Source organism: Photorhabdus sp. RM71S, assembly GCF_042879355.1.
Classification (GTDB): Bacteria; Pseudomonadota; Gammaproteobacteria; order Enterobacterales; family Enterobacteriaceae; genus Photorhabdus; species Photorhabdus kayaii.
Genome location: NZ_JBHFKV010000002.1, coordinates 18658 through 33589, shown reverse-complemented (window position 1 = coordinate 33589; position 14932 = coordinate 18658). Strand labels below are relative to the sequence as shown.

The 14932-nt window shown below is 43.7% G+C and carries 12 protein-coding genes; 10 read left to right on the top strand and 2 right to left on the bottom strand.

The features are described from left to right. Nucleotides 1-27: 27 nt before the first annotated feature. Nucleotides 28-2676, bottom strand: coding sequence for a bifunctional uridylyltransferase/uridylyl-removing protein GlnD (glnD, locus tag ACGF5R_RS01245; RefSeq protein ID WP_387689332.1), 2649 nt, complete (start codon nucleotides 2674-2676; stop codon nucleotides 28-30). A 135-nt stretch (nucleotides 2677-2811) separates the two neighbouring features. Beyond that, entirely contained in the window at nucleotides 2812-3609 is a 798-nt protein-coding gene (gene map, locus ACGF5R_RS01240; RefSeq protein WP_387689329.1) for a type I methionyl aminopeptidase, read from the bottom strand. A 431-nt stretch (nucleotides 3610-4040) separates the two neighbouring features. Between map and rpsB the strand changes: the two genes are divergently transcribed. The 10 genes from rpsB (at nucleotide 4041) to skp (ending at nucleotide 14929) form a co-directional block, all read left to right on the top strand. Beyond that, complete coding sequence (gene rpsB, locus ACGF5R_RS01235; protein WP_112879142.1) at nucleotides 4041-4766, top strand: 30S ribosomal protein S2; 726 nt, start codon at nucleotides 4041-4043, stop codon at nucleotides 4764-4766. A gap of 150 nt (nucleotides 4767-4916) precedes the next feature. Next, nucleotides 4917-5774, top strand: a complete 858-nt coding sequence (gene tsf / locus ACGF5R_RS01230) for a translation elongation factor Ts (RefSeq protein ID WP_387689326.1) — start codon at nucleotides 4917-4919, stop codon at nucleotides 5772-5774. 153 nt (nucleotides 5775-5927) lie between these two features. After that, nucleotides 5928-6656 carry a UMP kinase gene (gene pyrH, locus ACGF5R_RS01225; RefSeq protein ID WP_112879144.1) on the top strand — a complete coding sequence of 243 codons (729 nt, stop codon included), beginning with the start codon at nucleotides 5928-5930 and terminating at the stop codon, nucleotides 6654-6656. Between the two features lie 118 nt (nucleotides 6657-6774). Further along, complete coding sequence (frr, locus tag ACGF5R_RS01220; protein ID WP_112879145.1) at nucleotides 6775-7332, top strand: ribosome recycling factor; 558 nt, start codon at nucleotides 6775-6777, stop codon at nucleotides 7330-7332. 142 nt (nucleotides 7333-7474) lie between these two features. Continuing rightward, entirely contained in the window at nucleotides 7475-8671 is a 1197-nt protein-coding gene (ispC, locus tag ACGF5R_RS01215; protein WP_112879146.1) for a 1-deoxy-D-xylulose-5-phosphate reductoisomerase, read from the top strand. Nucleotides 8672-8954: 283 nt separating this feature from the next. After that, nucleotides 8955-9650 (top strand): (2E,6E)-farnesyl-diphosphate-specific ditrans,polycis-undecaprenyl-diphosphate synthase, encoded by a 696-nt coding sequence (ispU, locus tag ACGF5R_RS01210; RefSeq protein WP_228900898.1) that lies wholly within the window; start codon nucleotides 8955-8957, stop codon nucleotides 9648-9650. Nucleotides 9651-9659: 9 nt separating this feature from the next. Continuing rightward, a complete protein-coding gene (gene cdsA, locus ACGF5R_RS01205) occupies nucleotides 9660-10508 on the top strand; it encodes a phosphatidate cytidylyltransferase (RefSeq protein WP_387689323.1) in 849 nt (282 codons plus the stop codon). A 28-nt stretch (nucleotides 10509-10536) separates the two neighbouring features. Continuing rightward, nucleotides 10537-11892: a sigma E protease regulator RseP gene (gene rseP, locus ACGF5R_RS01200; protein ID WP_387689320.1), complete on the top strand. Its 1356-nt coding sequence runs from the start codon at nucleotides 10537-10539 to the stop codon at nucleotides 11890-11892. Between the two features lie 34 nt (nucleotides 11893-11926). Then, nucleotides 11927-14320 carry an outer membrane protein assembly factor BamA gene (gene bamA / locus ACGF5R_RS01195; RefSeq protein ID WP_262981339.1) on the top strand — a complete coding sequence of 798 codons (2394 nt, stop codon included), beginning with the start codon at nucleotides 11927-11929 and terminating at the stop codon, nucleotides 14318-14320. 111 nt (nucleotides 14321-14431) lie between these two features. Then, nucleotides 14432-14929, top strand: a complete 498-nt coding sequence (skp, locus tag ACGF5R_RS01190; protein WP_112879150.1) for a molecular chaperone Skp — start codon at nucleotides 14432-14434, stop codon at nucleotides 14927-14929. Nucleotides 14930-14932 lie beyond the last annotated feature (3 nt).

The window sequence follows — 14932 nt, the reverse complement described above, 5'->3', positions numbered from 1 at the left end:
TCGTCCGAATCATGGGCTTATATTGAGTTATATTTTATCCTTTGGATTTAGGGTTGCTGTCAACCTTTCTGACAATTCTTCTCTGACTTTTTTATTTAATGCCTTGTGGTCTTTATCTGCCAGCACAAAAAAATCTTCGACACGTTCACCGATGGTGGTGATGTGTGCACCATGCAGTGAAACCTCCATTTCGGCGAAAATATTACCGACCCTTGCCAGCAATCCCGGTTGATCCAGGGCAAATAGTTCCATATAGGTTCGTCGTTCGTTATGGGTAGGTAAGAAGGTTACTTTTGTTGGTACGTTGAAGTGACGCAGTTTGGTTGGCAATTTTCGTGTTTTCGGTGTTTTGGTATGGGGAGCCAGAACAACTTGTAAAAGTGCGTTACGTATTATTTCATGGCGATCCGATGCTAAAGGATGACCATTGGGTTCCAGTACCACGAAAGTGTCCATTGTCATACCATCACGATTGGTAAAGATCTGAGCATTATGAACGCTCAGGTTACGTCTATCCAGTTCGCCGACAACCGCCGCAAACAGGGAAGGACGATCTACGCTCCAGATAAAAATTTCTGTACCGCCACGGGTTGGCTTGGTACTTATCAGTATTAGTGACTCTTGAGAATCATGTTGCACTAAATGACGGGCGTGCCAGGCAAGTTGTTTTGGCGTATGGCGAAGAAAATAATCTGCATGACAACGACTCCAAAGCTGATGAAGTTTCTGTTCGTTAATATTATCCTGGCGCAACAGAGCAAGTGCCTGGAAACGGTTATGACGGATGCGTTCCCGAAAATCTGGCGTATTTCCCTGGCGCAATTGATTCTCTGTAGAGAAATAGAGTTCCCGTAACAAGCTCTGCTTCCAACTATTCCATAGGTTGATATTGGTGGCGCAGATATCAGCGACTGTCAGGCATATCAGGTAGCGTAACCGGGTTTCATTGAGGATTTGATGGGTAAATTGCTTGATGATTTCTGGGTCCTGAATATCTCGCCTTTGAGCTGTGACTGACATTAACAGATGATGACGAACCAGCCAGGCTACCAAATCAGCTTCTCGTGAGTTAAGCCCATGTTGCAGTGAAAACGCTAGCGCATCGTCAGCGCCAAGTTCAGAATGGTCGCCGGTACGCCCTTTGGCGATATCATGAAATAGTGCAGCAAGATGTAGAAGCTCTGGTTGAGGCAGACGAGGGTATAGCTCAACACAGAGTGGATGGGCTGGACGATTATTCTCATCGGCAAAACTTTCCAGTTTTCTCAGTACGCGGATGGTATGTTCATCGACGGTATAGGCGTGAAACAGATCAAACTGCATCTGACCGACGATATTGCCCCAAAGCGGTGTGTAAGCGCCAAGGACACTGTGACGATGCATGGGCACAAATGCGCTTTCAACCGCCCTTGGGTGACGTAGGATATCCATAAAGATTTGGCGAGCTTCCGGTAATTCACACAATGGCTGAGACAGGTTGCGGCGTGCATAACGGAGGTGGCGTAACGTAGTAGAATAAATACCTTGAACTTCTTCATGTTCCGCCATGCGATAAAACATTCGCATAATAGCGGCGGGTTCTTTGATAAACAGGGTTTCATCGATGAGATCAATAAGTTGCCCCCGTAGTTGGAATTCACTATCCAACGAGCGGGACTTTTCATGGGTTTCCAATGCCAGAATGGCTTCATCAAACAGTTGCAGTAGCATATTGTTGAGTTCGCTAACGCGGCGTGTCATCCGGTAGAAATCTTTCATCATTCGTTCTACCGGTTGATTACGCTCTCCGTGATAGCCTAGTAATTGAGCAATACTGAACTGGCGATCAAATAATAGACGATTATCATAACGATTGACTATCAGATGAAGAGCAAAGCGGATACGCCAGAGGAAACTTTGGCATTCATTTAATTCATTACGTTCTTCTGCTGTCAGGAAACCAAAGTCGACCATTTCATCTATGGAGGTTGCACCAAAATGGCGGCGGGCAACCCACAGTAGGGTATGAATGTCTCGCAATCCTCCGGGGCTGCTTTTGATATCAGGTTCCAGGTTATAACTGGTGCTGTGATAGCGCTGATGGCGTTCGTGTTGTTCGACAATTTTGGCATCAAAGAATTCAGTGGAAGGCCAAAAACCATCACTGAAGGTATGTCGCTGTAATCGAAGAAAAATGGATGGATCGCCACAAATTAACCGTGATTCGATTAAATTCGTCGCAATAGTCAGATCTGATAACCCTTCCAGCAAACACTCTTCAAGTGTGCGGACACTGTGGCCGACTTCCAGTCGGATATCCCATAGTAAAGTGATAAATTGTCCGACATTCTGAGCTTGAGGCGGTGTGAGTGGTTGTTCACTGAGTATCAGCACGTCGATATCAGATAGCGGATGCAGTTCTCGCCGGCCATATCCGCCGACGGCAATCAATGAAAGTGATGAAATTTTATCAAATCCATAGGCATACCACAATTGTTGTAACAACTGGTCTATGTAATCACTGCGTGCAGAAATCAAGGCTTCTGCGGAAATACCCGCTTTAAATGCATGTTCCAGCCAAAGCTGAAATTCTTCGAGGTGCTGTTTCAACACAGGGTAGCGAAGATCTTCACTGGAAAAATCAGCGGGAGAAAGTGGCGGGATAGGGGCTTGAATTGTGGCGATATCTGCTGACATAAGTATAAACCTATGAGAAAGGCGAATCATAACGGCCAGATTACTGAGAAAGTAGGGGGCTAAACAAGGGATATTGCAGAGAAGAGACAGAAGCCTTGTATGATTTCAACAAGGCTTCGTAGTTTGCTATTTTAATTATTCATTTACCAAGACTGCGGAAAGGGTTGGCTCTTCTTCTTTACGCAATGTCATGATTTCGCAGCCGTTATCAGTAACAACGATGGTATGTTCATACTGAGCGGACAGGCTGCGGTCCTTCGTTTTGACTGTCCAGCCATCTTTCATGGTACGGATGCGATAGTCACCGGTGTTAACCATTGGTTCGATAGTGAAAGCCATACCTTTTTGCAGTACAACACCACCATCATCGGCGTCATAGTGCAGTACTTGTGGTTCCTCATGGAAACCTTCGCCGATGCCGTGACCGCAATATTCACGGACCACAGAAAAATCGTTGGCTTCAACAAATTGTTGGATAGCTCTACCAAGAGTGCGCAGGCGAATACCGGGTTTCACCATTTTCAAGGCTAGATAGAGGCTTTCCTGAGTGATGCGGCACAGGCGCTCACCCTGAATGGTTGGTTTACCAACTATGAACATTTTTGATGTATCACCGTGGAAGCCCCCTTTGATAACGGTTACATCGATATTAACAATGTCACCATCTTTCAATGATTTACCATCACTTGGGATACCATGACACACGACATCATTAACAGAGATACAAACAGATTTTGGGAAGCCGTGATAGCCAAGGCAGGCAGAGACAGCCTGTTGTTTATTGGTAATGTGATCGTGACAGATACGATCTAATTCACCTGTTGTTACACCGGGTTTGACGTAAGGTTCAATAATTTCCAACACTTCTGCCGCCAGTCGACCAGCGACGCGCATTTTTTCAATATCTTTAGAGGTTTTAATTGAGATTGCCATGAAACTTGTCCATTCAAAGCCAGCGAATCTGCTGGTTGTCTGTTTTTCAACAAGGAAAAAATTATTGAACTAATGGTATCAGCCTACAGAATATCTGCCAATAACAGTTGGCAGCCCTATTTCCCTCGTTACCTTTATTTACTCATCAAGAATACCGTTCGTAATCGGGCTTTTCTTTCCACATTGAGCTATCAGAGAATGGCAACAAAAGTTGGTGTCTTAGGCTTGTTTATGATATAAAGCGCACCGGCGTTCTGTGTATTTGCCACTGAGGCAAAACAGGGTGGCGTTAAACATACTCACTGTGTAAATAACACACACGGGTCGGCACATACACCGGGGTGCTCTCATGCAGAACATGCAGCTAAAGAGTCGGTGTTATGGGACTCGTGGAGGCATAACCCCAACTTAATATTTTACAGAGGTTTACAATGGCAACTGTTTCCATGCGCGATATGCTGCAAGCGGGCGTTCACTTCGGTCACCAGACTCGTTACTGGAACCCAAAAATGAAACCATTCATCTTTGGTGCTCGTAACAAAGTGCATATCATCAATCTGGAAAAAACTGTTCCAATGTTCAACGATGCGTTAGCTGAACTGAACAAAATTGCTTCACGCAAAGGCAAAATTCTGTTTGTTGGTACTAAGCGTGCTGCGAGCGAAGCGGTTAAAGAAGCAGCTCAGAACTGTGATCAATACTTCGTTAATCACCGTTGGTTAGGCGGTATGTTGACTAACTGGAAAACCGTTCGTCAATCCATCAAACGTTTGAAAGATTTAGAAGCACAGTCTCAGGACGGTACTTTTGACAAACTGACCAAGAAAGAAGCGTTAATTCGTTCTCGTGAACTTGGTAAGTTAGAAAATAGTCTGGGCGGTATCAAAGATATGGGCGGCTTACCTGATGCTCTGTTTGTTATCGATGCTGAACATGAACACATTGCTATCAAAGAAGCAAACAACCTGGGTATCCCAGTATTCGCTGTTGTTGATACTAACTCTGATCCAGATGGTGTTGATTTCATCATCCCTGGTAATGATGATGCAATCCGTGCAGTAAAACTGTATCTAGGTGCTGTTGCTACTGCTGTTCGTGAAGGTCGTTCTCAAGATCTGGCTGTTCAGGCAGAAGAAAGCTTTGTAGAAGCTGAATAATAAGGCAAGCTCATTATTGAGCCCTTATTAACCAGGTATTGAAATATATTGGTTAGGGGGGCCTGTTATGGCCCCCTTTTACGTATCTGATATAAGAACTATCCATGCGGAATACTCTCTTCCTGCGGGATACATCGAGGAATAAAACAAATGTCTGGAATTACCGCTGCTTTGGTAAAAGAACTGCGTGAGCGTACTGGCGCAGGTATGATGGAATGTAAAAAAGCGCTGGTTGAAGCTAATGGCGATATCGAATTAGCGATTGACAACATGCGTAAATCAGGTCAAGCGAAAGCGGCTAAGAAAGCTGGCCGTGTTGCTGCTGAAGGTATCATCCTGGCGGAAGTGGCTGCTGATAGCAAATTCGGCGCTCTGGTTGAGCTGAACTGTGAAACTGATTTTGTTGCCAAAGATGCAGGTTTCATCGCTTTCGGTAAAGAAGTTATGGCAACAGTATTGGCTGATAAAATCTCTGATATTGAAACTCTGAAAGCTAAGTTTGAAGAACAACGTACTGCACTGGTTGCTAAAATCGGTGAAAACATTAACATTCGTCGCGTTTCTGTATTAGAAGGTGAACAACTGGGTACTTACCTGCATGGTGCTCGTATCGGTGTTCTGGTTGCGGCTGAAGGCGCTGGCGCTAATGAAGAGCTGATTAAGCATGTTGCTATGCATATCGCTGCGAGCAAGCCAGAATATGTTAACTCAAGTGATGTACCAGCTGATGTTGTTGATCGTGAGCACCAAATCCAACTGGATATCGCAATGCAGTCTGGTAAGCCACGCGAAATCGCAGAGAAAATGGTTTCTGGCCGTATGAATAAATTCACCGGTGAGATTTCTCTGACAGGTCAGAATTTCGTGATGGATCCAAGCAAAACAGTTGGCGATCTGTTGAAAGAAAACACTGCTACAGTGACTAGCTTCATCCGTTATGAAGTGGGTGAAGGTATTGAGAAAGTTGAGGCTGATTTCGCAGCAGAAGTTGCTGCAATGAGTAAATAGTCTTAATTTTTACAAACAGGGCCGCCAAATGGCGGTTCTGTTTTATCTAATCTAAATCGCCTATCCCAGTAGGTGTTGAGTTTTTGCATCTGGTCAGAATGGCTCGGATGTATGTAAATCCCCAATATACTTTTCTGCTTAGGACAGAACATCATGGCAACCAATGCAAAACCCGTATACCAGCGTATCCTGCTTAAACTCAGTGGAGAAGCCCTGCAAGGTGCAGAAGGTTTTGGTATAGATGCCAGCGTGTTAGATCGCATGGCTCAGGAGGTCAAAGAACTGGTTGAGTTAGGCGTACAAGTCGGTGTCGTCATTGGCGGTGGTAATCTGTTTCGTGGTGCTGGCTTGGCAGAAGCAGGGATGAACCGTGTAGTCGGCGACCACATGGGCATGTTGGCAACAGTGATGAATGGTCTGGCAATGCGGGACGCATTACATCGCGCCTATGTGAACGCCCGTCTAATGTCTGCAATTCCTTTAAATGGCGTTTGCGATAACTATAGTTGGGCAGAAGCGATTAGTTTATTACGTCATGGCCGTGTTGTTATTTTCTCTGCGGGTACCGGCAATCCGTTCTTTACTACAGATTCGGCAGCGTGTTTGCGTGGTATTGAGATTGAAGCAGATGTTGTGCTAAAAGCAACTAAAGTAGATGGTGTTTACTCGGCTGATCCGGCTAAAGATTCGGAAGCGGTATTGTTCGATAAGCTCTCTTACCAGCAGGTATTAGAGCGTGAATTGAAAGTTATGGATTTGGCGGCATTCACGCTGGCTCGTGATCACAGCTTACCTATTCGCGTATTTAACATGAATAAGCCGGGAGCGTTGCGTCGTGTGGTAATGGGGGAAAATGAAGGCACCCTGATTTCTCACGAGTAATGTTCAAAGACACCAGAGATGTTTAGCGGTATGATGAGTCGCCTGATACGCCAAATTTAACAAACATGGTCATAATAGCTTATGGCTTTAAAACAACCAGTTCCCAAGGGTTTGTAACGTGATTAATGAAATCAAAAAAGACGCACAAGACCGTATGGAAAAGAGCGTCGAAGCACTTAAAAACCAAATCAGCAAGGTTCGTACTGGCCGGGCTTCTCCTAGTCTGCTGGATGGTATCACTGTTGAGTATTATGGTACACCAACGCCTTTGCGTCAGCTTGCTAACGTCGTCGCTGAGGATGCACGTACCCTAGCTATCACGGTATTTGATCGTACTATGACGCCGGCGATTGAAAAGGCAATCATGGCTTCTGATTTAGGGCTGAATCCATCTTCTGCGGGAACAACAATCCGTGTTCCTTTGCCACCATTGACAGAAGAGCGCCGTAAGGATCTGATTAAGGTGGTTCGTGGCGAAGCTGAGCAGGGGCGTGTCTCTGTGCGTAATATTCGTCGTGACGCTAACGACAAAATCAAAGCACTGCTGAAAGACAAAGAGATCAGTGAAGATGATGAGCGTCGTGCGCAGGATGATATTCAAAAGCTGACGGATAATTTCATCAAAAAAGTTGATGAAGCTTTAACGAAGAAAGAAGAAGAACTGATGGAGTTCTAATCTCTTTTATGAGATACATCAAGCGCTGCTATCGTGCGGCGCTATTTTTTATTCGGCATTTCTCTGAAGTCATGAGCGTTCATAGCCAGGCAAATCAGACAAGTATCAATACACATCAAATAAAACAATTCAGAGCATCAGTATGAAAAGGTTGACCATCCTTGGTTCCACAGGTTCCGTAGGCAAAAGTACACTTACTGTAGTTCGCAATAATCCTGATAAATTCAAAGTAACAGCGCTTGCCGCTGGAAAAAATATCCAGGTTATGGCTGAGCAATGTCTGGAGTTTCGGCCTCAATATGCTGCAATGGCGGATGAAGTTTCCGCAAAAGAGTTGCGTCAGCTGCTTATTGAACAAGGTTGTAAAACCGAGGTATTTTTCGGGGAACAGGCTGCGTGTGATTTGGCTGCTTTGAATGATGTTGATCAGGTTATGTCTGGGATTGTTGGTGTGGCTGGTTTATTGCCAACGCTGGCTGCCATCCGGGCGGGTAAACAGATTTTACTTGCTAATAAAGAGTCGCTGATCACCAGCGGTCGGTTTTTTATGGATGCTGTAGCGAAACATAATGCTCAATTATTACCCATTGATAGTGAGCATAATGCTATTTTTCAGAGCTTACCAGAGGTAATACAACGAAACCTTGGGCGCGGAGATCTAAAACAATATGGAATTGCTAATATCATTCTGACAGGATCTGGCGGGCCTTTTCGTCATACCCCTTTGGAGCAATTAGCTTTTGTAACACCGGACCAGGCTTGTGCTCATCCGAATTGGTCGATGGGGCGTAAGATTTCGGTAGATTCTGCGACAATGATGAATAAGGGCCTGGAATATATTGAGGCGTGTTGTCTGTTCAATGCATCTGCTGCGGAAATGGAAGTGGTAGTCCATCCTCAGTCAGTCATTCACTCTATGGTCCGTTATCAGGATGGTAGCGTTATTGCTCAATTAGGAACACCGGATATGTGTACACCAATTGCCTATGCAATGGCATACCCAAATCGTATTGCTTCTGGTGTTGAACCTCTTGATTTTTATTCTTTAGGTACACTGACGTTCTCGAAACCGGATTATGAACGGTATCCATGTTTGAAACTGGCTATTGAAGCTTGCCACGCAGGTCAGGCTGCAACGACGGCGTTGAATGCAGCGAATGAAGAAATCGTTAAGATTTTTTTACAAAATGGAATCTCTTTCACAGATATTGCAATTATAAACCGGCAGGTTGTAGAAAAACTAAATTTGCCGGAACCTCAGAGCATTGAGGAAGTCTTACAGATTGATAATCTCGCAAGAGATTTAGCTATAAAGACTATTCGTTCATTTATCAGATAGTCTTTGATTGGCAAATGGGTATTTGTCCGCATTTTTACCTGATGGTATAGTTTGCGTATAACTGTTGGTTGATATAATTAACGGTTCAGATTTTGGAAGTTCTCTTCCAGATAATTAGGCTTTTACCCAAGCTGTGGATACCAGACACGGCTTTTTTATGTTTGGATGCCTGAACTTGTAAGAGAATTACCCTGACCAGCAAAGGATTAATTGAGTGATATTATCCAGCGATCATCATCAGAACGATTTATTGTCATTATTACCTAAGCATGTTGCTATTATTATGGATGGTAACGGCCGTTGGGCAAAGAAACGAGGGAAATTAAGAGCCTTTGGTCATCGTGCAGGGATTAAAGCGGTACGTAGTGCGGTGAGTTTCTCGGCTAAACATAAAATTGAGTCACTGACGTTGTATGCTTTCAGTAGTGAAAACTGGAATCGGCCGGAACAAGAAGTCAGCTCTTTAATGGAATTATTTATTTTTGCACTAGATAGCGAAATCAAAAGTTTACATAAGCATAATATTAGATTATCTGTTATTGGTGATATCAGCCGGTTCAGTGAGCGTTTACAGGATCGAATCCATCGCTCAGTTAAGTTGACCGCTAATAATACGGGTCTGCAACTTAATATTGCTGCAAATTATGGTGGTCGTTGGGATATTGTTCAAAGTGTTCAGAAAATTGCTCAGCAGATTAAGGATAATTCCCTTGAGCCACAGGATATTACTGAAGAATTAGTTAATAATTATATGAATCTAAGCCAGCAGCCTCAGGTTGATTTGGTCATCAGAACCGGAGGTGAACATCGTATCAGTAATTTTTTGTTATGGCAGATAGCTTATGCAGAATTCTATTTTACCGATATACTCTGGCCTGATTTTGATGAAAACGTTTTTGAAGGTGCAATTAATGCCTTTGCCAAAAGAGAACGCCGGTTTGGCGGAACAATACCAGACGATGCCGATGTGGGATCATAGGAGGAACTCTTGCTGAAGTACCGCCTTATAACGGCTGTGATATTAATCCCTCTTGTGATTGCCGCTCTATTTTTGCTGCCACCAGTAGCGTTTGGGATGGTGATTATTGCTGTTTCAGCCCTTGCTGCATGGGAATGGGGGCAATTCGCTGGCTTATTTAACCAAAAGAAACGGGCTATTTTGGCAGTTCTGTTTGCTATTGGTTTATTGGCCTTACAATATACTCTGCCAGATTTCACTGATTTGATTGGACAACCACAAATCACTTTTATCCTATGGGGGGGAATGATTTGGTGGATTGTCGCGACGCTTCTGGTTGTTACCTATCCTTCTTCCGCTGTAATTTGGAAGAGCTCCATTTTATTGCGCCTTTTGTTTGGTGTCCTGACATTAGTGCCGTTTTACTGTGGAATGATGGTGTTACGGACTCAGGGATATGATGATAATTCATATTATGGTGCATGGTGGTTATTGTATGTCATGTTGCTAGTGTGGGGAGCGGATTCCGGTGCTTATCTCTTCGGACGTACTTTAGGTAAACGTAAAATGGCACCGAAAGTTTCTCCAGGAAAAACGCTGGAAGGATTAATGGGGGGGTTAATGACAGCGGCCATTATTTCATGGTTGTTTGGGAAATATGCTCCAGTACCTGCAATGCCTGAAAAACTCATGTTGTGTTCTGCTATTGTTGTTATCGCTTCTGTATTTGGTGATTTGACTGAGAGTATGTTCAAACGTGAATCGGGTATTAAGGATAGCAGCCAGCTAATTCCGGGACATGGCGGTGTTATGGATCGTATTGATAGCCTGACGGCTGCGATCCCTGTTTTTACTGGCCTAATGTTGCTGGTATTTTGATCTCTATGTTTGACGGTGTTTGAAGAATATGATGGGAATTCTCTGGAATCTGGCGGCTTTTATTATTGCGCTAGGGATATTGATCACTGTGCATGAGTTTGGCCATTTTTGGGTGGCCAGAAAGTGTGGTATTCACGTTGAACGTTTCTCCATTGGTTTTGGTAAAGCTCTATGGCGGCGTACAGATCGTCAAGGAACTGAATATGTTATAGCCCTTATTCCACTGGGGGGATATGTGAAAATGCTTGATGAGCGTGTTTCACCTGTTTCTCCTGAACACCGTCATATGGCATTCAATAATAAAACACTTGGTCAGCGTGCTGCGGTAGTCAGTGCTGGGCCAATTGCTAACTTTTTATTGGCGGCTGTGGTTTATTGGTTGGTGTTTATTATTGGTGTGCCGGCAATACGTCCTGTTGTTGCGGATATCAAACCAGATTCTATCGCTGCGCAAGCAAATATTTCATCGGGAATGGAACTAAAATCCGTAGATGGTATCGAAACGCCTGATTGGAATTCAGTTCGTTTTGCTCTGATAGGTAAGATAGGTGACGATAATATGACTGTTCAGGTTATCTCTCCAGGCTCATCATATCCGGTGGAGAAAACTCTGGATTTGCAGCAATGGAGCTTTGATCCGGATAAGCAGGATCCTGTATTGTCACTAGGGATTATGCCTGTCGGTCCTCGTTTGGATTCTCTGGTGGAAAAAGTTATCCTTGGCTCCGCAGCAGAAAAAGCGGGTTTGCAAAAGGGGGATAGGATAGTTAAAGTCGGTGACCAGGAAATAGATACTTGGCATACTTTTACATCCTTTGTCAGCAATAATCCGAATGTCCCGCTGGAACTTTCCGTGGATCGGGCTGGTCATATTATTTCTCTCTCTATGACGCCGGAAGCAAGACAACAGTCTGGTGGCAGGAAAGTTGGTTTTGCCGGTGTGGAACTGCGAGTTGTGCCATTAGCCGATGAATATAGAATCGTTCAGCAATACGGGCCTTTCTCTGCCATGTATCAGGCAGGAGATAAGACTTGGCAACTGATGCGATTAACTGTCAGTATGATTGGTAAGCTGATCGTTGGTGATGTGAAAATTAACAACCTGAGTGGGCCTATCTCTATCGCTAAAGGGGCGGGGGTGTCGGCTGATTCCGGCTTGGTGTATTATTTGATGTTTTTGGCGCTAATAAGTGTCAATCTTGGGGTTATTAATCTGATCCCATTACCTGTGTTAGATGGTGGACACTTGCTCTTCTTGTTTATCGAAAAGATAAAAGGTGGGCCAGTTTCCGAGCGTGTACAAGACTTCAGCTATCGCATCGGTGCCATAGTACTGGTGTTATTGATGGGGCTTGCACTTTTCAATGATTTCTCCCGTTTTTAAAGCGGAAGACTAGTTAGGAAGACGCATTACAACGATGGCGATGAAAAAGTTACTCATAGCGTCGCTGCTGTTTGGCAGCGCCACTGCATACGGCGCAGACGGATTCGTAGTTCAGGATATTCACTTTGAAGGTCTTCAACGCGTCGCCGTAGGTGCAGCATTACTGAATATGCCAGTTCGCGTAGGTGATACGGTCAGCGATGAAGATATCGGTCGTACCATTCATGCACTATTTGCTACTGGTAACTTTGAAGACGTTCGTGTCCTGCGTGATGGCAATACACTTATTGTTCAGGTAAAAGAACGGCCGACTATTGCCAGCATCACTTTCTCTGGCAATAAATCGGTGAAAGATGACATGTTGAAACAAAACCTTGAGGCATCTCATGTTCGGATCGGAGAAGCCCTTGACCGTACGATGTTGTCCAATATCGAAAGAGGGTTGGAGGATTTCTATTATAGTGTGGGTAAATACAACGCCAGTGTAAAAGCGGTTGTTACGCCACTTCCACGTAACCGTGTCGATTTGAAACTGGTTTTCGCTGAAGGTGTTTCGGCAAAAATCCAGCAAATTAACATTGTTGGTAATAAATCATTTTCTTCTGATGAGTTATTGAATCGTTTCCAACTTAGAGATGATGTACCGTGGTGGAATCTGACTGCCGATCAGAAATATCAGAAACAAAAACTGACTGGTGACCTTGAAACATTGCGCAGTTTTTACCTTGATCGCGGTTATGCCCGTTTTAACATTGATTCGACTCAGGTCAGTTTGACGCCAGATAAAAAAGGTATTTATGTCACGATAAATATAACTGAAGGTGATCAATACAAAATATCAGGTATTGACCTGAACGGTAATATGGCGGGTTATCAGTCAGAAATTACTAAACTGGCTACCATTGAGCCTGGTTCTCTGTATAACGGGACTCAGGTGACTAAAATGGAAAATGACATCAAGAACTTGCTTGGTCGCTATGGTTATGCTTACCCACGAGTGATGACGCAACCTGAGATCAATGATCAGGACAAGACAGTAAAACTGCATGTCAATATTGATGCAGGTAACCGTTTCTATGTTCGTAAAATTCGTTTCTCTGGTAATGACACCACTAAAGATTCCGTTCTGCGTCGTGAAATGCGTCAGATGGAAAGGGCATGGTTAGGAAGTGATCTGGTTGAACTGGGTAAAGAGCGTCTTAACCGTTTGGGTTATTTCGAAACGGTAGATGTTGAAACTCAGCGTGTACCAAGCAGCCCTGATCAGGTAGATATTGTTTATAAAGTTAAAGAGCGTAATACCGGCTCTTTGAACTTTGGTGTTGGTTTTGGTACAGAAAGTGGTGTCAGTTTCCAGATCGGTGCTCAGCAGGATAACTGGTTGGGTACAGGTAATTCTGTGGGGATTAATGCCAGTAAGAACGATTATTCAACTTATGCTGAGCTCTCCTTCACTGATCCATACTTCACAGTTAATGGTGTGAGTCTTGGTGGCCGGGTATTCTACAACGATTTCAGGGCCGATGATGCTGAATTATCCAGTTATACTAACCAAAGTTACGGTATAGATGGTTTCCTCGGTTTCCCGGTTAATGAAAATAACTCTCTGCGTTTTGGATTAAATTATGTTCATAACTCGCTGTCTAATATGCTTCCTCAGGCAGCAATGTGGCGCTATCTGAATTCCATGGGAGAGAAACCAGATTATAAAAGTAAAGCTGAGTTCAAAGCGGACGACTTCGCTTTGAATGTAGGTTGGACATATAACAACCTTGATCGTGGCTTCTTCCCAACATCTGGTGTGAAATCGACTCTGAATGGTAAAGTGACTATTCCTGGTTCGGATAACGAATTCTATAAAGTGACTTTTGATACCTCTGCGTATTATCCAATTAATGATGATCATACTTGGGTGATTTTGGGGCGTGGTCGTTTAGGTTATGGGGATGGATTAGGTGGTAAAGAGTTACCATTCTATGAAAACTTTTATGCAGGTGGTTCCAGTACGGTTCGTGGTTTCCGTTCTAACAATATTGGTCCTAAAGCTATTTACCTGAATAAGGACGGATTGCCTAAGAAAGAGAGTCCATCTCGTGATGCTGTAGGGGGTAACGCAATGGCGGTAGCCAGCCTTGAGTTGATTACTCCAACACCATTCCTTGATAGTAAGTATTCGAATTCTGTCCGAACTTCATTCTTTATTGATTCAGGTACGGTTTGGGATACCGATTGGAATGATTCTGCTGCGATGAAGAGCAAAGGTATACCTGATTACAGTAAACCAGGTAATATCCGTGTTTCGGCGGGTATTGCATTGCAATGGATGTCTCCTTTAGGTCCGCTGGTGTTCTCTTATGCTAAGCCGATTAAAGATTACGAAGGTGATAGATCAGAGCAATTCCAATTTAATATTGGCAAAACCTGGTGATAATGCATTTTTATCTTATTATTGATAGAGCAAGCTCTGAAATCGTAGGTTTCAGAGCATTAACTAAGTTTTTCCAATAGGTTACAGATAGCGTGGTTTAAGGAGTTTATAGTGAAAAAATGGTTGTGTGCAGCAAGTTTTGGTATTGCATTAGCTTTCTCTGCTGGTGCTCAGGCAGCAAACAAAATTGCCGTTGTAAATGTTGGTGAGATTTTCCAGCAGTTGCCAGCCCGCGAAGCTGTTGTGAAGCAGTTGGAAAATGAGTTTAAAAACCGCGCATCTGAATTGCAACGGATGGAATCTGATTTACAATCCAAGATCCAGAAATTACAGCGTGATGGCTCCACTATGAAATCCAGTGAGCGCACTAATCTGGAAAAAGAAGTGATGGCTAAGCGTGAAGAATTTGGCAAAAAAGCCCAAGCTTTTGAACAAGATCACCGTCGTCGCGAGATGGAAGAACGCAACAAAATTCTAAGTCGTATTCAGGATGCAATCAAAGTGGTTGCTGGCAAAGAAGGCTATGATGTCGTTATTGATGCGAACGCTGTTGCTTATTCAGTATCTGGCAAAAATATTACTGCAAGTGTATTGAAACAGGTTAAATAATAG